Origin of the sequence: Candidatus Devosia phytovorans (assembly GCA_029202405.1) — a bacterium.
GTDB lineage: Bacteria > Pseudomonadota > Alphaproteobacteria > Rhizobiales > Devosiaceae > Devosia > Devosia phytovorans.
Genome location: CP119312.1, coordinates 990,959 through 1,007,874 on the forward strand (window position 1 = coordinate 990,959; position 16,916 = coordinate 1,007,874).

Here is a 16,916-nt window from a genome sequence, read left to right on the forward strand (position 1 = left end):
TTTCCTACCTCAAGAGCGCTCCTGCTGCGGCTTCGAGTGCCCCGGGACCGTGGGGGATGTCGAGCGCCTGGAGGCCAGCCTCCATGGTGGCGAGGACGCCCAGCGTCATATGAGCGTTGACATGACCCATGTGACCGACGCGCAGGAAGTCCTGATAGGCCGGTTCGTGGGGCAGGGCCATGCCCAGACCAATGCCCAGGGTCACGCCAGCCTCCTGTTCGAGCCAGCGGCGCAGCTTGCCAGCGGCGCCATTGGGCATGGTGGCGGCGGTGACGGACCAGCCGCGGGCCTTGGGCTCGGCGATGTTGAGGGCGATGTCGGTGCCCCGGCCCCAGGCGTCAAAGGCGGCCCAGACGGATTGAGCGAGCCGGCGGTGGCGGTCCCAGGTGTTTTCGATTCCTTCCTCGTCGAGGATCATGGTGAGGGATTCGCGCAGCCCGTAGAGATGATGGGTTGGGGCGGTGCCGCCGAAATACTGGTAGAATTCGGCACCGGTGCCGCGCGGCTTCCAGTCCCAATAGGGGGTGACGAGGTCGGAGCGCTGCGAGATTTCGAGCGCCTTGTCGGAGAACCAGACGAAGCCGAGCCCCGGCGGCAGCATCAGACCCTTCTGGCTGGCGCCGACAATGACGTCGATTCCCCAGTCATCCATGCGCAACTCGTCGCAGCCGAGCGAGGCGATGGCATCGACCGCGAGGAGAGCGGGGTGGCCGGTCGAATCGATGGCAGCGCGGATGGCGGCAATGTCATTGCGGGCGCTGGAGGCTGTGTCGACATGGGTGACGAGGACGGCGCGAATGGCGTGGTTCGTGTCGGCGGCGAGGGCGTCGGCGATGCGCTGCGGGTCAGCGGGGCCGGATTTGCCGAAGTCGATGATGTCGACCGCGACGCCCTGGCGCTGCATCGCCTCTGCCCAGCCGTGGCCGAATCTGCCGGTGGCGACCAGCAGGGCGCGGTCGCCCCGCGAGAACATGTTGCAGTTGGCCGCCTCCCAGGCGCCATGGCCATTGGCGATGTAGATGGCGACATTCTGGTTGGTCTGGGCGACGCGCTTCAGATCGGGAATCATGGCCCGCGTGAGATCGACGATCTCGCCCTCGTAGATATTGGGCGCGGTGCGGTGCATGGCGTTGAGCACGCGCTCGGGCGAAACCGAGGGGCCGGGAATGGCGAGGTAGGAGCGGCCAGTGCTGAGGGTCATGCGGGCTCGGTCGTGTTGGGCTACGGGTGACGCATCTGAGAGGAGTTGGGTGGCGGGATCAACCCAATTGGGCGAATGGCTCGCATCACCGGGATTGATGGACAGGCTCTTGCTAGACTCATAAGTCTGTGCTTATGTGTAGGCATGAGCGATACGGATATATTCAAGGTGCTGGCGGATCCGACGCGGCGGGCGGTGCTGGAGAAGCTGGCTTCCGCCGAGATGACGGCAACCGAGTTGCGCGAGGGCTTTGCCATTTCGCAGCCGGCGATGAGCCAGCATCTGGCGGTGTTGCGCGGGGCGGGACTGATCAGCGAGCGGCGCGAGGGGCGGTTTGCCCATTACCGAGTCGAAGCCGAGGGCATGGCGCCGCTGCACGCGTGGCTCACGAAATATCGCGCCTTCTGGCCGAGCCGGATCGATAATCTCAAAGACCTGCTCAAGGAGATGGATCAATGAGTGACGGGGATGAGCTGGTCTATGAATGTGAACTGGACGCGCCGGTGGAGAAGGTCTGGCGGGCGCTGACCGTTCCGGAATATCTCGAGCGTTGGCTGAAGCTCGATGCGCCGGCTGATCTGGCGGTGGTGGCGGAAGAGGAGAACCGCAGTCTCACCTATCGCTGGCGAGATGGTGGTGAGGGTGTCGAGGACAGTCTGGTGACGTTCGAGCTCAGCGCCACGGAAGAAGGCGGGACGTGGTTCCGGCTGACGCATGTCCCGGTGGTGATGCCGGTGGCGGCGAATAGCAATGAGGCAGATGTGGTCATGATGCTCGCCGCTTAGCGACAGAGGTTGTGGGGTCGGCCTTCTCCCCTTGAGGGAGAAGGTGCCCGAAGGGCGGATGAGGGGTCATCGAGCTAGCTTGGTGCATTCAGGCATGGGCGAGTGCAGCACCCCTCACCCTGCTTTTTTGCTGAACGCAAAAAAGGCTGTCCCTCTCCCTCAAGGGGAGAGGGTGGTCAGTGTCTGCGGCGGCCTTGGTGCCGACCGAGAATTCAAACACATCTGAACAGGAGATCGCCGATGCGCGAAATGATGCAGCTCGTCCCTATGGTGGTGGAACAGTCGACGCGGGGGGAGCGGAGTTTTGATATTTACTCGCGGCTGCTGCGGGAGCGGATCATCTTCGTCAATGGGGAGATCGAGGACACCATGGCCTCGCTCGTCAATGCGCAGCTGCTGTTCCTCGAAGCGGAGAATCCCAAGAAGGAAATCTACCTCTACATCAACTCGCCCGGTGGAGTCGTGACGGCGGCGCTCGCCATGTATGACACGATGCAGTTCATCAAGGCGCCAGTGGGGACGCTGTGCCTGGGGATGGCAGCGTCAGCGGCGACCGTGTTGCTGGCGGCGGGTGAGGCGGGGCAGCGGATCTGCCTGCCGAGCGCCTCGATCATGCTGCATCAGCCGAGCGGTGGCTACCAGGGCAAGGTCACCGATATCCTGATCCATGCCGAGGAAAGCCTGCGGCTCAAGCGGCTGATCAACGGGATCTACGCAAAACATTGCGGGCGGAGTTATGAGGATGTCGAGGCGGCGCTGGAGCGGGACAAATACATGACCGCCGAACAGGCGCGCGACTGGGGGCTGGTCGATCACGTCTATAGTGATCGCGGCCAGATTTCAGGTCCGGCCGCGATCGAGTGAAAGGACAGGTCAGTGCCCGCCGGCGTGGCTCATGTCGGCGTGGCTGTGCTGTTCATGGACGCCGAACAGCTTGCCGTTTTCAGCGACCAGAATGCAGATCAGGGCCAGCACGCCCATGGTGAAATAGCCCGTAGCAGCGGGAACGGTGGTGCCGTTGAAGAGCTGTCCGGTGAAGCTGCCAATGAGGGCGCCGCCAACGGTCTGGATGAAGCCAAAGACGGCAGCAGCGGTGCCGGCCACGGCGCCCAGCGGCTCCATGGAGAGCGAATTCATGTTCGAGGCGGACCAGCCGAAGCAGAACATGATGATGGCCAGCAGGCTGAAGAAGAGCCAGAGCGGCAGGAAGCCGACCAGGGCCAGGGCCAGCCAGATGGCGCTGAAAAGGGTGAAGACCAGCATGGCGCCATGCGACAGGCGGCGCATGCCGACGCGGCTGACGATCTTGGAGTTGGTGAAGGAAGAGACGCCCATCAGGCCTGCCATGGCAGCAAAGGCGACGGGGAAATAGACGCCCAGCCCGTAGATATCGACATAGATCTGCTGGCTGGAGCTGATGAAGCCGAACAGCGCACCAAAGAGGAAGGTGCCGGCCAGGCCATAGGAAAAGGCGACGCGATTGGTGAAGACGATGACGAAACCGTCGACCACGGCCTTGAGGCTGAGCGGGCGGCGGTTGGCCACGGGCAGGGTTTCGGGCAGGCGGACATAGGTCCAGAGCCAGAAGGCTGCAGCCAGCACGCCCATGAAGATGAAGATCATGTGCCATTCGCCGACGAGCAGGATGACCTGGCCGATGCCGGGGGCGATGATCGGGATGGCCATAAAGACCATGAAGACCAGCGACATGACCTCGGCCATGGCACGACCCTCATACCGGTCGCGGATGATGGCGGTGGAGATGACGCGGACCGAGGCGGCGCCCATGCCCTGGACGACGCGCAGCACCAGAAGCGTAGCAAAGCTGGGGGCAAAGACCGCGGCGATGGCGGCAACGATATAGATGCCCATGCCAACAAGCAGCGGTGCGCGGCGACCGAAGCGATCGGTGAGCGGGCCGAAGGCCAGTTGGGCGACGCCCATGCCCAGCATATAGGCGGAAACGACGAACTGACGCTCGTTCTCGGAGGTGACGCCCAGCGCCTCGCCCATATAGGGCAGGGCCGGCAGCATGACGTCGATGGCCAGCGCATTGAGCGCCATCAGGGCCGCCATGAGGGCAATGAATTCAGGGCGCGAAAGCACCCGCGTAAAATGGTCGGACATGGAATTGATCTCGGGAAGGCCGGCGCAAGGAGGGTGCGCCCGCAGAATTTGCGCGGACCATGAACCTCAGGACCGGCTTTGGCAAGCGTCTATCGGCAAAAACCGATGTTTCTCCGATCAGGCGGGCTTGAGAGCAAAGTTTGGCGCACTGCGCTCGTTGATTGGGATGTGAAGGGCCGCGGAAGCCAGTCCCAGCACGATTCCAAGATACCAGACCAGGCTGTAGGAGCCGGTCTGGTCATAGGCAAAGCCGCCCAGCCAGACGCCGACGAAAGAGCCGAGCTGGTGGCTGAAGAAGGCTACGCCGTAGAGCATGCCCATGTAGCGGGCGCCGAAGAACAGGCTGACGAGGCCGGCGGTGAGCGGGACGGTCGAGAGCCAGAGCAGGCCCATGGAGGCGGCAAAGGCATAGGCGGTGATCTCGCTGACGGGAATCAGCAGGAAGAGGCCGATGGAAACCGCGCGCAGGAAATAGATGGTGGCGAGCAGCATCTGCTTGGGCAGCTTGCCGCCGAGATAGCCGGCGAGCAGGGAGCCTACGATGTTGAACAGGCCAATGACGGCAATGGTCCAGGAGCCGACTTCGGGTGACAGGCCGCATTGCACCAGATAGGCGGGCATGTGGACATTTATGAAGGCGAGATGGAAGCCGCAGACGAAGAAGCCGATGACCAAGAGGCGATAGGAGCCGTGGCCCCAGGCGCGGGCGAGGGCCTGCATGAAGGGCAGGTCGGCGTGGCCGGTGGTGTTTTCGGTGCGGCCGCGCAGGGCAAAGCTCAACGGAATGATGAGCAGCAGTGCCATGCCGAGATAGAGCAGGGACGACTGCCAGCCGAAGGAAGAGATGAATCCCTGGCTGATCGGGGCAAAGGCGAACTGGCCAAAGGAGGAGGCGGCGGTGGCGACGCCAAAGATCAGCGAGCGCTTTTCTGCAGGAACCGAGCGGCCGAAGGCGGCCATGACGACGGAGAAGGAGCAGATGGCGATGCCAACGCCGGTGATGATGCCGGCGGTGACCATGAGCAGGCTGGCGGTGGGCGAGAAGGCCATGGTGATGACGCCCAGTGCGTATATGACAGCGCCGATGGCAATGGTGCGGCCGGTGCCGACGCGATCGGCATAGGCGCCGGCAAAGGGCTGGGCGATGCCCCAGGCCAGGTTCTGGATCGCCATGGCCATGCTCCAGCCCTCGCGCGTCAGGCCGAGGTCTGCGGTCATCGGCACGGTGAAGAGGCCGAAGCTGGTGCGCACGCCATTACCGATGGCGGCGATGAGGCAGCCAGCGATGATCAGCACGATGAGGGGGACCGCGGGGCGGAGCGTCTGGGTCGTCATGGAAGGGGCCATCCGGTGAGGGCGGCAGATTACGCCTGCGACATCATCACGCAAAGCGATATTGCCTTATGGCGCCCATCACGGGATTTGATGGCTTAACCTATGCGTCAATCGGGGATATTAGGGCGGCAGTTACTAGGAGCCGTGCCTTGATCCGCCATATCGTTTTCTTCACCGCCAGTGAACCGGGCAATGTCGAAGCCATCGTCGAGGGGCTGGAATTGCTGGGCACGATCCCGCATTCGAGCCATTTCGAGGTGACGCGGAATTCCAAGGTGGACCAGATATCCAACGAGGTGGATGTGGTGGTCTATGGCGAGTTCGCCGACGCGGCGGCGCTGGCCGCCTACAAGGCGCATCCGACTTATGCCGAGGCAACCAAACGCGTGCGACCGCTACGGGAGATCCGGCTTTCGGCCGATTTCGCCGCCAAAGAAAAAGCCGGGCACTAGGCCCGGCTTTTGAAACTCAGATCAGTGGCGATCAGGCCGACTGCTTGACCGGGATGCCGGCGCTTTCAAGATGCGACTGCAGCTCGCCGTTCTGAAACATCTCGCGGACGATGTCGGCACCGCCGATGAATTCACCCTTGACGTAGAGCTGGGGAATGGTCGGCCAGTTGGTATAGGCCTTTATGCCGTCGCGCAGTTCGGCGCTTTCGAGCACATTGGCGCTGCCATATTCGACACCGAGATAGCTCAGGATCTGCACGACCTGGCCGGAAAAGCCGCACTGGGGGAAGTCCGGCGAGCCCTTCATGAACAGGAAGATGTCGTTGTTCTTCACGCTGTCGTCGATGAAGGCGTTGATGTCGGTCATTTCAAATCTCACGCATGGCCTGGGGTGCAGGCAGAAAATTCGGTTTAACGGGAGTGATCATCACTCGCCAGGATGTGGGTGGTGCTTGCCGGTTTTTCCATAGGCGTACCAGCCGTAGGCGGCCAAAGCACCAAAAACCACGGCCGGCCAGATGAAGAAGGCATAGAGTTCCATAGCGCTACTCCAGCTTGCCCAGCAGACGAACTGCGAACAAGTGTATCACAAATCCGACGACGCACCAAAATCCGCAGGCGGTGGCGACGATCACGAAATTGCTCGAAGCCACGTTTATCGCGCCTATAGATAGGCCTACCGCGGGCGTAATAACAGAGGCAACAATGCTGGACGAGGCGATCGAGTTCAGAAAGGCCGCGCGCAGCTTGGTCTGCTCGGCCTCGGCGGGGCTCATTTTCCGGCCTCGATCAGGCGCTCGGCAATCCAGGGGTGGCTGGTGCAATCGTCCACCGTGTTGAACAAGACGGCTTCCCATCCGTGCTTGCGGGCGCCGGCGATGACCTCGGGGGAATCGTCGAAAAACAGCGGTGGTTCGGACTGCGGGCCGAGCTTGTCGTCGACAAAGGTGAAGAAGCGCGGGTCAGGTTTTCTGGCGCCGATGCGGGCGGCGTAGAAAATGTCTTCAAAGAGGTCGGACAGGCCCAGGTGGCTCCACAAGTGCTGGGCGCGCAAATGTTCCTGGTTAGTGGCGAGGTAGAGTTTGAGGCCCTCTCGCGCCTTGAGCTGGCGGATGACGTCGAGCAGGGGCGCGTTGAGTTCGGAATCGTGGGTCAGCCAGTAGTGGGCGAAGACCATGGGCGAGCCCTTGTAGCCGAGGGCGGGTAGCCGGCGCTCAAGGGCCGGGATCAGCGCCATTTCGCCGGTGATGACCTTTTTCATGAAGAGGTCAAAGATGAACTCGCGGCGAAAGCGGTCGGGGTCGACGCCCATGTCGGCGAGAAGGTTTGCATCCCAAGGGCGGACGCGGGCAGGATTGGCATGGTAGCCGTGAATGATGACGCCGTCGACATCGAAGAGGACGGCCCGGGTCATCTTGGCTTGATCGGCATTGCGCCGAGGCCGAGAAGCACTTCGGGGGGAATGCGGAGGTCCGCAATCACGTCGGCATGCCTGCGGAAGCCGACGAGTTCGCGCTGGACGAAATATTCCCAGACGACTTTGCGCGCCTGGACGAGGGGCATTTCGCGATCCCCGGTGGCGGCCTCAAGGGCCGCGATGGCCTTGAGGACACGCTGCTCGGCAGCCCAAAGGGATGAGGCGCGTTCTGCGGCGATCTCGTTGTCCAGCGCCGCTGTTCCGGCCTCGGGCCGAACCATGCGGATCAGGTCAAGCGAGTCGCGCAGGGACATCAGTCTGGGATGACCGTCTGGAGGGCCAAGGCGTGCAGGGCGCCGCCCATGTCGCCCTGGAGGCTATCGTAAACCAGCTTGTGCTGCTGGACGCGGGTCTTGCCGCGGAACTGCTCGGATTTGACCGTCGCCGCCCAATGATCGCCGTCACCCGCCAGGTCGCGGATTTCGATATCGGCATCGGGAAGGGCCGCCTTGATCCGGCGTTCGATTTCGCTGGCGTCCATGGCCATGGCGCTTCTCCTTGGGGTTTGCTGCACCCTGATATGGCACGCGTGGGTGCAGCCTTCAATGCCGGAGCGCTACGGGAAAGCGGTTACCGGCTGGGCGTCCTGCGAGGTAGAGAAATTGGCGATGATGGCGTCGACGATCGGGCGGGCATTGGCGGCGACTTCGGTCGGGTAGAGGCAATCGAGCGTATAGCCATTGCCTTCCGCCACCGTCTCGGTGTGGACGAGGGTTGTTGCGGGCGCCGTGTCGGAGGCGGCGTTGGTGCCTTCGTATTGCAGCGCAGGGCCGCTCTGGTAGTTGGTGACGAGGCTGGCGCCGAGGGCAAAGCCGGGCAGGGTGTCGCTCCAGCCTTCCGCGACGCTTGCGGCATCAAGCGAGGCGAGGGCACCTTCAGCGGTCCAGGCGGTGTCTTCCACCGGAATGACCGCCAGGATGCATTGCAGCGGCATTTCGGGGTGATTGACGGTCACCGGGCCACCGATCTGGTCGCCGCCGGTCACCATGTTGGGCGGGTAGATCAGGGTATAGGGCTGGTCGGGAAGAGGCGAGCCGCTGGAGCCCACGTCCTGCGCGAAAGCTGCCACCGGCAGAAGGCTCGTCAACAGAGCCAAGAGGCTGAAAGCCGGTGCAAATTTCATCGTAGTCTCCAAAAACAGAACGCCGCCCCTTGAGTGTGAAAACACTTCAAAGAGCGGCGATCATAAGGCAGTTCGTCTGATTATGCAGCCTTGCCGTCCATATAGCTGGGGAACCAGCCATCATGGGCTGCCTTGAGGTCGGCGACCGGGACAGGGCGGGCCGCGCCGAGAACGAGATCAGAGCCGCCGGTGGTGCCGATCCACGGCGCGAAAATGCCCAGGGATTCGGCCTCTTTCCAAAGGTCCGCCAGGGCCTGGCCCTGAGGGTCGAGGCTGACGGTGACGAGGTAGCGGCCCTGGTCCTCGCCGAAATACTGCAGGATCGGATCCTGGTCGGTAAGGTCGGTCACGTTTGCGCCAATGCCCGAAGCGACAGCCATTTCGGCCAGGGCAACGCCGAGGCCGCCGTCGCTGAGGTCGTGGCAGGCGGTGGCCACGCCCGAGCGGATCAGCTTGCGGACGAAGTGGCCGGTGCGCTTTTCATGGGCAAGATCGACATTGGGCGCCGGACCATCCTTGCGACCGAAGAGGTCACGCAGATAGACCGACTGGCCGAGATGGGTGCCGCGGCTGGCCGGCGCGCCTACCAGCAGGATCACCTGGTTGGCGCCGGCAAAGCCGATGCGGGCCATCTGGTTCCAGTCAGGCAAAAGGCCCACGCCGCCAATGGTGGGTGTCGGCAGGATGCCGCGGCCATTGGTTTCGTTGTAGAGCGAGACATTGCCCGAAACGATCGGGAAATCGAGCGCGAGACAGGCTTCGCCGATACCTTTGATGGCATGGACGATCTGGCCCATGATTTCGGGGCGTTCGGGATTGCCGAAATTGAGATTGTCAGTGGCGGCCAGCGGCTCGGCGCCGGTGGCAGTCAGGTTACGCCAGCATTCGGCCACGGCCTGCTTGCCGCCTTCATAGGGATCTGCCTCGCAATAGCGCGGGGTGACGTCCGACGAGAAGGCCAGGCCCTTGGTGTCGTGGCCCTCGACGCGGATGACGCCGGCGTCGCCGCCGGGGCGCTGCAGGCTATTGCCCTGGATCAGCGTGTCATACTGTTCGTAGACCCAGCGGCGCGAAGCGATCTGGTGACCGCCAACAAGCCTAAGCAGCGCATCGGCCACGTCCATCTGCGGCACGTCGGTGACGGCGAGCGGCGCGGGCGTCGTGGGAGCGACCCAGGGACGATCATATTCGGGGGCTTCGTCGCCCAGTTCCTTGATCGGCAGGTTGGCGACTTCCTCGCCCTGCCACATGACGCGGAAGCGCAGGTCGTCGGTGGTCTTGCCGACGGTGGCGAAGTCGAGTTCCCATTTGACGAAAACGGCACGGGCCTCGGCTTCCTTTTCGGGATGCAGCACCATGAGCATGCGCTCCTGGCTTTCGCTGAGCATCATCTCATAGGGCGTCATCTGCTCTTCGCGAACCGGCACCTTGTCGAGATCGAGCTCGATGCCGAGGTCGCCCTTGGCGCCCATTTCGACGGCCGAGCAGGTGAGGCCGGCGGCACCCATGTCCTGGATGGCGATGACGGCGCCGGTCTGCATCAGTTCGAGGCAGGCCTCCAACAAGCGCTTTTCGGTGAAGGGGTCGCCGACCTGGACGGTGGGGCGCTTTTCCTCGATGTCATCGCCGAATTCGGCCGAGGCCATGGTGGCGCCGCCGACGCCATCGCGGCCGGTCTTGGCGCCGAGATAGACGACGGGCAGGCCAACGCCTTCGGCCTTGGAGTAGAAGATCTTGTCGGTATCGGCGAGACCGGCGGCAAATGCATTGACCAGGATATTGCCATTGTAGCGCTCGTCGAATTCGACCTCCCCGCCCACGGTGGGCACGCCGAAGGCATTGCCATAGCCGCCGACGCCGGCGACGACGCCCGAGACGAGGTGGCGGGTCTTTTCATGGTCGGGCGAACCAAAGCGCAGGGCGTTCATCGCCGCCACGGGTCGGGCGCCCATGGTGAAGACGTCGCGCAGGATGCCACCGACGCCGGTCGCCGCGCCCTGGTAGGGCTCGATGAAGCTGGGGTGGTTGTGCGACTCCATCTTGAAGACAACGGCCTGGCCGTCGCCGATATCGACCACGCCGGCATTTTCGCCGGGGCCCTGGATGACGCGCGGACCCGTGGTGGGCAGGGTCTTCAGCCACTTCTTGGACGACTTGTAGGAGCAGTGCTCGTTCCACATGGCCGAGAAAATGCCCAGCTCGGTATAGGTCGGCTCGCGCCCGATCAGATCGAGAATCTTCTGATACTCGTCGGGCTTGAGGCCATGATCGGCAACCAGGTCAGCAGTGATTTCGATGTCGTTGCGCAGGGTCATTGCAGAAGCATTCCGTGAGGCAGCTAGATGATTGCGGAAAGGCGCCGCCGACCCAATCCCTTGTCGAGGCCGATGACGGCAAGACAGAGGACGGCCAAGGCAAGGGCCATGGTAACGGCATTGAGCAGGACGGCGGGATAGCCGAGCTCGACGACGTTGAGAATGGGGTAGGGGTATTGCTGCACCCAGGTGCCGCGGGCGAGGATATAGATGAAATAGACCAGCGTCGGGGCCAGCATGGCCGGAAGGTCGGCCCAGCGCAGGCGATTGTGGGTCTGGGTCAGCAGCCACCACAGCACGTAAAGCGTCGGGCAGACATAGTGTAGCAGCGTATCGGCCACGAGGAAAATACCCTCGAGCGGATTGATGAAGCGCAGCACGAAGAAGACGTAGAGCCCGACCAGCGCGATATTGGCGGCCATGAAGCCGCGCACGACCGGGCGGTGGAATGGCGCCAGCGGCGATCGTGGGAAGAGCTCGGAGAGATAGATCAGCACCAGGGTGACATTGGTCAGTATGGTGTAAAAGGCGAGGAAATGGCCCAGAAAGCCGGGGATGTCGCGGCCGGCCGCATGCGCCACCTGCAGCGACAGGACGAACTGCAGGACGAGGCCTGCGGCGCCCATCAGCACCCCGAGCCAGGTCAGGAGCTTGCGCGTGCTGACAGGCCGGGGCCGGTTCATCAGGCAGCTTGGCCGAGCAGGCCCGAAAAGAGCGCCCGTCCGTCATCGCCGCCATGGGCGGCTTCGATGAGGTTTTCCGGATGCGGCATCAGTCCGAGGACATTCTTGCCCTCGTTGAAGATGCCGGCGATGTCGTTGAGCGAGCCGTTGGGATTGGTGCCTTCGGCATAGCGGAAGGCGACGCGGCCGTCGCCTTCGAGGCGGGCCAGGGTCTCGGCATCGGCAAAGTAGTTGCCGTCGTGGTGGGCAACCGGGCAGCGGAAGATCTCGCCCTTGGTATAGCCGCGTGTGAAATCTGTGTCGGCGTTGACGACTTCCAGCTTGACCTCGCGGCAGACGAATTTGAGCGAAGTGTTGCGCATCAGGGCGCCGGGCAGCAGGCCGGATTCGATGAGGATCTGGAAGCCGTTGCAGACGCCCAGCACCTTGCCGCCGCGCTCGGCATGGGCACGGACCTTGTCCATGATGGGCGAGCGCGCGGCGATGGCGCCGCAGCGCAGATAGTCGCCATAGGAGAAGCCGCCGGGAATGACGATGAGATCGACATCGGGCACGTCGGCATCCTGATGCCAGACGGTGACGGGGGCGGTACCGGAAACCTTGGTAAGTGCCGCGATCATGTCACGGTCACGATTAAGGCCGGGGAAGACGATGACTGCGGATTTCATCGACTGGTCCTCGCTATGGGGGGTGCGAGGGTCTTGTGATGAGTCTTGGGGGAAAAGGCAAGAGCTTGCGGCCTCTTTCCGGTCCCCCCTCCAATGGGGATGTTGCCCTTTGTAAGAAGGTGCACATTGGGCGCCACACCCACGGTGTCACCCCGGCCTTGAGCCGGGGCCTATCCCGAGATGGTTCTGCGTACCGCCAGATCGTGGTCCCAACCGCGATTTTGCGGCCGCGGCAGAACATCAAGATGGGTCCCGGCTCAAGGCCGGGATTACATCGCGTATGGTGGAAGCCGCGGTTATTCCGCGGGCACGGTCGCCGGGCTCGTCGGGCGGTTGGTCCCCCTGAGATGCGCCCATGCGGGGCGCTCGAAGAGGAACTTGCCGAAGCCCACGCGCTGAACGATCCAGTAAAGCACCAGCGGGGAGATGATGGCGATCGCCATGGTGAGGAGGGTGAGCGCGGTGGGTTCCAGCAGACCCAGCCTGATCAGCACGGCACGGGAAATGCCGAGCGGCAGGACGAAGGCGACGTAGATCACCAACGAATGTTCGCCCATCCAGCGCAACCAGCCCATCCAATCGAGCTTGGTCAGCAGGCCGGCGATGACGCAAAGTGCCGCTGTGCCGACCAGCGCCATGACCAAGTGGACCGGGGGAATGCCGGCAAAGCCCATGACGGGGTGGATCGGGTGCATTTCAAAGCCGCCGAGAAAGACGAGCGCGGCATTGAGCACGGCCCAGACGGCGAGGCCGGTGAGGGCGATGCCCGCGTTCTCCGTGGCCCACGCGACAAGACGGAAGAGCTGCGGTGCGAGCACATAGCCGGCATAGAAAAAGACGAAATATTCTGCAAACTGGTCGACGAGATAGCTCGAGGTCGCAATCGGCGCCATGTGCAGCACGGCGGCCACGGCGCCGACGGCCCAGACGGGGGCCTTCAGCTCGTGCAACAGCTTGGTGGCGGCGCTGACCACCGCGAGCATGTAGATGAACCAGAGCACGCCATAGGGCTGGATCGTGGCCCAGGCGATCTGTTCGAGCGCGCCGAGCGGGTTCATCGACAGCAGGCCGACCTTGAAGATGATGTGAATCAGCGCCCAGAGCACGTAAAAATAGAGATAGTGCACGACGCGGCGGTCGGCATAGGCGCGCCAGGGGCGGTCGATGACGGAGGCCAGGAACAGGCCGGAAATCAGGAAAAATTCCGGCATGCGGAAGGGGGTGGCAAAGGCGATGGCCCAATGCAGCGCACCCACGCCGCCGGTATCCTCCCCCACGCTTGAGGCCGCATACATCATGACCACGAGGAAGATGGACAGGCCCTTGGCCATATCCACCCAGTCGAGGCGCTTGACGGTTCCAGACATGTAACGCTCTCCAAATAATTGAGCGCAATCTAGTCACCAGCGGTATGTGCGGAGATAACGATCCCGTGCCGCCAACTGGATTTGACGGCTTTGGTAAGCGTTTGACTAACCGGAGGCAGGCAATTGCAAGCATCGGGACGCCAACACTTCAGCGCGCCTTAACAATCGGGCTCTAGAACAGGGCGAAACGGAGCGGGGGCTCGATGATGCTGAGGGACAAGTCTGCACTCTTGCTGTGGGCAGGCATTTTGCTGCTGACCACGCTGTTCCTCTACCTGCGCCTCAGCTATCGCGGTTTCGACCAGGTGCTGTTCGGCGACAATGACGACGCCATGCGCATGGTGGTGGTGCGCGATTTCCTCAACGGGCAAAACTGGTTCGACCACGCGCAATATCGCATGAACACGCCCTTTGGCGGCGACATGCACTGGTCGCGGATGATCGACCTGCCGATCGCGGCGCTGGTGCTGCTGGCGCGGCCCTTCGCCGGGGCAGGGGCCGAAGTGGTGGCGGGTTTTGCCTGGCCGATCATTCTCCTCGGCGTCTTTATCTGGTTCAACGGCTTGCTGGCGCAGCGGCTGGTCGGGCCGGCGGGCATGCTGCCGGCCATGCTGATCACCGCCTTTTCGGTGGTGACCTATAGCGAGTTCGATTTCGGGCGCATCGACCATCACTCGGTGCAGATCATCCTGACGCAGCTGGCTGTACTGTTCTCCATCCACGCGCTGAGCCGGCCGCGCATGGCCGGCTGGGCGGGTCTGGCAGTGGCGACCTCGCTGGCAATCGGCACTGAGACGCTGCCGGTCGTGGTCGCGGCGATTCTGGTTTATGGGCTGCAGTTTGTCATTGCGCCGCGCTTCAACATGGGCGTGCGCTGGTTTGGTCTTAGCTTCGGGCTGGGGTCGGTCGGGCATCTGCTGTTGGCGGCGCCGCCAAGCCTCTGGCTGGTGCCGGCCTGCGATGCGCTGTCGGTGGTCTATGCAAGTGCGGCGCTGGCGAGCGGGCTCGGGCTTGCCGCGCTGACGCTGTTGTCCCTGCGCGGCTGGCATTTGCGGCTGATCGGCAGTGCACTTGCCGGTGGCGTAGTGCTGGCACTGGTGGTGTGGCTGTTTCCGGCCTGTCTCGATGGTCCCTATGCGATCGTTGATCCGTGGCTGGTGGAGCATTGGCTGGCGGGGATCGGCGAAGCCATGCCGCTGCCGGAAGTGCTGATGCAGCAGCCGGTCTATGTGCTGGGCGCCAGCATGCCGGCCTTCATCGCGCTGGCCTGCGTGCTGCATGCGGTCTGGCGGTCCGAGGGCGACCGGCGCGTTGCCTGGCTGGTGCTGCTGGCCTTCCTTGCGATCATCATCGCGGTGGCCTTCGTGCAGGTGCGCAGCATGCGGATCACGGTGGCGCTGATCTCGCCGGCCTGCGCCTATTGCGTGGTGATGGCGCGCAGGCGCTACCTGGAAAAGGCGAGCCTGTTGCGTATTGGCGGGCTGGTCGCGAGCTGGCTCGGTTTTGCCGGCATCCTGTGGTCGGTTATGGTGCATCTTTTGGTGTCGGCCATGCCGGCGCAGGCGGTGCAGGATTTGCCAGAACTGCAGGCAGATGCGGCGACGTGCCTCGCGCCAGGGGCCTATGACGGGCTCAAGGGCATGGGGACGGGCGGGGTGATGGCACCGATGGATATGGGCGCCTATATCCTGCTCTATACCGGGCACGACATCGTCGCGGCGCCCTATCATCGCAACAATGCGGCGCTGCTCGACACCTATGCCTTTTTCAACGGACCGATCGCTGCGGCGCGGGACATCCTGACCCAGCGCGGCATCACCCTGGTGGCGACCTGCGATGGCCTGCCGGAAATGGCGGGTCTGCCGGATGCAGCTGACGATTCCTTCGTCCGCCTGGCGCAGCAGAATGCCTTGCCCGACTGGCTGAAGCCGGTCAGTGCGCAGGGGCAGCCGATCACGATCTATGCCGTCAAAACGGAATAGCGAACAGGCACCAGCAATTTAGGATTGAAGGGCGCCAGCCGTTCAGACGGGAACGGAGGCGTAGGCTGCGAAGAGCAGGCCCATGGTGGCAATGAACATGACCGAGAGCGAGATGGTTTTGAGCATGACAATATGGTCCTGCGCCACAGCACGGCGCGACAGTTAGTATCACCCGAAGGCGTTAATTTGTGATTTCGACCGCGTAGTTTTCAATCACGGTGTTGGCCAGCAGCTTTTCACACATGCTGTTGAGCTGGGAACGTGCCGCTTCCACGTCGGTTCCCTCCAGCACTACGTCAAAGACCTTACCCTGTCGCACAGATGCAACACCTGGGAAGCCGAGGCCATTGAGAGAGCCTTCGATGGCCTGACCCTGGGGGTCAAGCACGCCGTTCTTGAGGGTGACGGTAACGCGAGCTTTCATCGGGACTACCTACTACTGAACCAGCCGCGGACCGGTGGTCAGCGCGTTTTCCATCTCGACGAGAATGCCAAGGCGCTGGGCGACTTCGCGGTAGCTTTCCACCAGGCCGCCAAGGTTTTCGCGGAAGCGGTCCTTGTCGAGCTTGTTGCGGGTCTTGACGTCCCACAGGCGGCAGTTGTCGGGGCTGATCTCGTCGGCCAGCACGATGCGCATCAGGTCGCCTTCATAGAGGCGCCCGCATTCGATCTTGAAGTCGACGAGCTGGATGCCGACGCCCATGAACAGGCCCGTCAGAAAGTCGTTGACGCGGATGGCGAGGCTCATGATGTCGTCGAGCTCGGCCGGGGTGGCCCAGCCAAAGGCCGTGATATGCTCCTCGGAAACCATGGGGTCGTGGAGCGCATCGTCCTTGTAGTAGAATTCGATGATCGAGCGGGGCAGCTGGGTGCCGGGCTCGAGACCGAGGCGCTTGCACAGCGAGCCCGCGGCGAAATTGCGCACGACCACTTCAAGCGGGATGATCTCGACTTCCTTGATCAGCTGCTCGCGCATGTTGATGCGGCGCAGGAAGTGAGTCGGGATGCCAAGGCCATTGAGCTTGGTGAAGACGAATTCGGAAATGCGGTTGTTCAGCACGCCCTTGCCGTCGATGACTTCGTGACGAGCGCCGTCGCCGGCCGTGGTATCGTCCTTGAAGTACTGAACCAGAGTGCCGGGCTCGGGACCTTCGAAAAGGATCTTGGCCTTGCCCTCGTAGATTTTGCGACGACGGTTCATTGAGAATCCAGACCGGTTGGGTGAGGGGAGAATTCGGCCGCTTCATGCGCCAGAAAGAGGCAAAAATGCAAGCTCTTTCGCATGCTGGGATGTGATATGGGTCTGATGTGACCTGCTCCTGCAACAGCCAGGGGTAAGGCGTTGATTTGGATCGATGAAACACCTATGTCCATGTCGTCACGCCAAAATGGCGACCATTC

20 protein-coding genes are annotated in these 16,916 nt (G+C 62.9%); 5 read left to right on the forward strand and 15 right to left on the reverse strand.

The genetic code is table 11. From position 1 onward, the window contains the following. Positions 1–4: 4 nt before the first annotated feature. Positions 5–1,201 (reverse strand): aminotransferase class V-fold PLP-dependent enzyme, encoded by a 1,197-nt coding sequence (locus tag P0Y65_04850; protein ID WEK05587.1) that lies wholly within the window; start codon positions 1,199–1,201, stop codon positions 5–7. Positions 1,202–1,345: 144 nt separating this feature from the next. Here P0Y65_04850 and P0Y65_04855 point away from each other — a divergent pair, with 144 nt between their 5' ends. From P0Y65_04855 to P0Y65_04865, 3 genes are all read left to right on the forward strand, one after another. Then, positions 1,346–1,660, forward strand: coding sequence for a metalloregulator ArsR/SmtB family transcription factor (locus tag P0Y65_04855; protein ID WEK05588.1), 315 nt, complete (start codon positions 1,346–1,348; stop codon positions 1,658–1,660). Then, a complete protein-coding gene (locus P0Y65_04860; GenBank protein WEK05589.1) occupies positions 1,657–1,986 on the forward strand; it encodes an SRPBCC domain-containing protein in 330 nt (109 codons plus the stop codon). The genes P0Y65_04855 and P0Y65_04860 overlap by 4 nt, the downstream gene beginning before the upstream one ends. A 240-nt stretch (positions 1,987–2,226) precedes the next feature. Next, positions 2,227–2,850, forward strand: a complete 624-nt coding sequence (locus P0Y65_04865) for an ATP-dependent Clp protease proteolytic subunit (GenBank protein WEK05590.1) — start codon at positions 2,227–2,229, stop codon at positions 2,848–2,850. A 9-nt stretch (positions 2,851–2,859) separates the two neighbouring features. On the opposite strand, the gene P0Y65_04870 is transcribed toward P0Y65_04865, so the two are convergent. Then, positions 2,860–4,113 carry a multidrug effflux MFS transporter gene (locus tag P0Y65_04870; GenBank protein ID WEK05591.1) on the reverse strand — a complete coding sequence of 418 codons (1,254 nt, stop codon included), beginning with the start codon at positions 4,111–4,113 and terminating at the stop codon, positions 2,860–2,862. Between the two features lie 117 nt (positions 4,114–4,230). Beyond that, positions 4,231–5,448, reverse strand: coding sequence for an MFS transporter (locus P0Y65_04875; protein ID WEK05592.1), 1,218 nt, complete (start codon positions 5,446–5,448; stop codon positions 4,231–4,233). Between the two features lie 149 nt (positions 5,449–5,597). On the opposite strand from P0Y65_04875, the gene P0Y65_04880 reads away from it, so the two are divergent. Beyond that, on the forward strand, positions 5,598–5,900 hold the full coding sequence (locus P0Y65_04880; protein ID WEK05593.1) for a Dabb family protein: 303 nt from the start codon (positions 5,598–5,600) through the stop codon (positions 5,898–5,900). 31 nt (positions 5,901–5,931) lie between these two features. Here the strand turns inward: P0Y65_04880 and grxD are convergent, their stop codons facing one another. From grxD to P0Y65_04930, 10 genes are all read right to left on the reverse strand, one after another. After that, positions 5,932–6,267: a Grx4 family monothiol glutaredoxin gene (gene grxD / locus P0Y65_04885; GenBank protein WEK05594.1), complete on the reverse strand. Its 336-nt coding sequence runs from the start codon at positions 6,265–6,267 to the stop codon at positions 5,932–5,934. 178 nt (positions 6,268–6,445) lie between these two features. Then, complete coding sequence (locus tag P0Y65_04890; GenBank protein WEK05595.1) at positions 6,446–6,676, reverse strand: hypothetical protein; 231 nt, start codon at positions 6,674–6,676, stop codon at positions 6,446–6,448. Then, positions 6,673–7,314, reverse strand: a complete 642-nt coding sequence (locus tag P0Y65_04895) for an HAD-IA family hydrolase (GenBank protein ID WEK05596.1) — start codon at positions 7,312–7,314, stop codon at positions 6,673–6,675. Before P0Y65_04895 ends, P0Y65_04890 begins: the two co-directional genes overlap by 4 nt. Continuing rightward, positions 7,311–7,631 carry a hypothetical protein gene (locus P0Y65_04900; GenBank protein WEK05597.1) on the reverse strand — a complete coding sequence of 107 codons (321 nt, stop codon included), beginning with the start codon at positions 7,629–7,631 and terminating at the stop codon, positions 7,311–7,313. The genes P0Y65_04895 and P0Y65_04900 overlap by 4 nt, the downstream gene beginning before the upstream one ends. Further along, positions 7,631–7,864, reverse strand: a complete 234-nt coding sequence (locus P0Y65_04905; protein ID WEK05598.1) for a BolA family transcriptional regulator — start codon at positions 7,862–7,864, stop codon at positions 7,631–7,633. The genes P0Y65_04900 and P0Y65_04905 overlap by 1 nt, the downstream gene beginning before the upstream one ends. Positions 7,865–7,933: 69 nt before the next feature. Further along, complete coding sequence (locus P0Y65_04910; GenBank protein ID WEK05599.1) at positions 7,934–8,500, reverse strand: hypothetical protein; 567 nt, start codon at positions 8,498–8,500, stop codon at positions 7,934–7,936. Between the two features lie 80 nt (positions 8,501–8,580). Continuing rightward, positions 8,581–10,815 carry a phosphoribosylformylglycinamidine synthase subunit PurL gene (gene purL / locus P0Y65_04915; protein ID WEK05600.1) on the reverse strand — a complete coding sequence of 745 codons (2,235 nt, stop codon included), beginning with the start codon at positions 10,813–10,815 and terminating at the stop codon, positions 8,581–8,583. Positions 10,816–10,838: 23 nt separating this feature from the next. Continuing rightward, positions 10,839–11,498, reverse strand: coding sequence for a Pr6Pr family membrane protein (locus P0Y65_04920; protein ID WEK05601.1), 660 nt, complete (start codon positions 11,496–11,498; stop codon positions 10,839–10,841). After that, a complete protein-coding gene (gene purQ, locus P0Y65_04925) occupies positions 11,498–12,166 on the reverse strand; it encodes a phosphoribosylformylglycinamidine synthase subunit PurQ (protein WEK05602.1) in 669 nt (222 codons plus the stop codon). The genes P0Y65_04920 and purQ overlap by 1 nt, the downstream gene beginning before the upstream one ends. A 296-nt stretch (positions 12,167–12,462) precedes the next feature. Further along, positions 12,463–13,533, reverse strand: coding sequence for an acyltransferase family protein (locus P0Y65_04930; GenBank protein ID WEK05603.1), 1,071 nt, complete (start codon positions 13,531–13,533; stop codon positions 12,463–12,465). Between the two features lie 203 nt (positions 13,534–13,736). Here P0Y65_04930 and P0Y65_04935 point away from each other — a divergent pair, with 203 nt between their 5' ends. Then, positions 13,737–15,515: a hypothetical protein gene (locus P0Y65_04935; GenBank protein ID WEK05604.1), complete on the forward strand. Its 1,779-nt coding sequence runs from the start codon at positions 13,737–13,739 to the stop codon at positions 15,513–15,515. 181 nt (positions 15,516–15,696) lie between these two features. Here the strand turns inward: P0Y65_04935 and purS are convergent, their stop codons facing one another. Both purS and P0Y65_04945 read right to left on the reverse strand, forming a co-directional pair. Then, on the reverse strand, positions 15,697–15,939 hold the full coding sequence (gene purS, locus P0Y65_04940; GenBank protein WEK05605.1) for a phosphoribosylformylglycinamidine synthase subunit PurS: 243 nt from the start codon (positions 15,937–15,939) through the stop codon (positions 15,697–15,699). Between the two features lie 12 nt (positions 15,940–15,951). Then, entirely contained in the window at positions 15,952–16,716 is a 765-nt protein-coding gene (locus tag P0Y65_04945; protein WEK05606.1) for a phosphoribosylaminoimidazolesuccinocarboxamide synthase, read from the reverse strand. Positions 16,717–16,916 lie beyond the last annotated feature (200 nt).

Excerpts from the sequence above, each read along its gene's own strand:
- P0Y65_04850 (WEK05587.1), bottom strand. The coding sequence starts at position 1,201 with ATGACCCTCAGCACTGGCCGCTCCTACCTCGCCATTCCCGGCCCCTCG.
- P0Y65_04855 (WEK05588.1), top strand. The coding sequence starts at position 1,346 with ATGAGCGATACGGATATATTCAAGGTGCTGGCGGATCCGACGCGGCGG.
- P0Y65_04860 (WEK05589.1), top strand. The coding sequence starts at position 1,657 with ATGAGTGACGGGGATGAGCTGGTCTATGAATGTGAACTGGACGCGCCG.
- P0Y65_04865 (WEK05590.1), top strand. The coding sequence starts at position 2,227 with ATGCGCGAAATGATGCAGCTCGTCCCTATGGTGGTGGAACAGTCGACG.
- P0Y65_04870 (WEK05591.1), bottom strand. The coding sequence starts at position 4,113 with ATGTCCGACCATTTTACGCGGGTGCTTTCGCGCCCTGAATTCATTGCC.
- P0Y65_04875 (WEK05592.1), bottom strand. The coding sequence starts at position 5,448 with ATGACGACCCAGACGCTCCGCCCCGCGGTCCCCCTCATCGTGCTGATC.
- grxD (WEK05594.1), bottom strand. The coding sequence starts at position 6,267 with ATGACCGACATCAACGCCTTCATCGACGACAGCGTGAAGAACAACGAC.
- P0Y65_04890 (WEK05595.1), bottom strand. The coding sequence starts at position 6,676 with ATGAGCCCCGCCGAGGCCGAGCAGACCAAGCTGCGCGCGGCCTTTCTG.
- P0Y65_04895 (WEK05596.1), bottom strand. The coding sequence starts at position 7,314 with ATGACCCGGGCCGTCCTCTTCGATGTCGACGGCGTCATCATTCACGGC.
- P0Y65_04900 (WEK05597.1), bottom strand. The coding sequence starts at position 7,631 with ATGTCCCTGCGCGACTCGCTTGACCTGATCCGCATGGTTCGGCCCGAG.
- P0Y65_04905 (WEK05598.1), bottom strand. The coding sequence starts at position 7,864 with ATGGCCATGGACGCCAGCGAAATCGAACGCCGGATCAAGGCGGCCCTT.
- P0Y65_04910 (WEK05599.1), bottom strand. The coding sequence starts at position 8,500 with ATGAAATTTGCACCGGCTTTCAGCCTCTTGGCTCTGTTGACGAGCCTT.
- purL (WEK05600.1), bottom strand. The coding sequence starts at position 10,815 with ATGACCCTGCGCAACGACATCGAAATCACTGCTGACCTGGTTGCCGAT.
- P0Y65_04920 (WEK05601.1), bottom strand. The coding sequence starts at position 11,498 with ATGAACCGGCCCCGGCCTGTCAGCACGCGCAAGCTCCTGACCTGGCTC.
- purQ (WEK05602.1), bottom strand. The coding sequence starts at position 12,166 with ATGAAATCCGCAGTCATCGTCTTCCCCGGCCTTAATCGTGACCGTGAC.
- P0Y65_04930 (WEK05603.1), bottom strand. The coding sequence starts at position 13,533 with ATGTCTGGAACCGTCAAGCGCCTCGACTGGGTGGATATGGCCAAGGGC.
- P0Y65_04935 (WEK05604.1), top strand. The coding sequence starts at position 13,737 with ATGATGCTGAGGGACAAGTCTGCACTCTTGCTGTGGGCAGGCATTTTG.
- purS (WEK05605.1), bottom strand. The coding sequence starts at position 15,939 with ATGAAAGCTCGCGTTACCGTCACCCTCAAGAACGGCGTGCTTGACCCC.
- P0Y65_04945 (WEK05606.1), bottom strand. The coding sequence starts at position 16,716 with ATGAACCGTCGTCGCAAAATCTACGAGGGCAAGGCCAAGATCCTTTTC.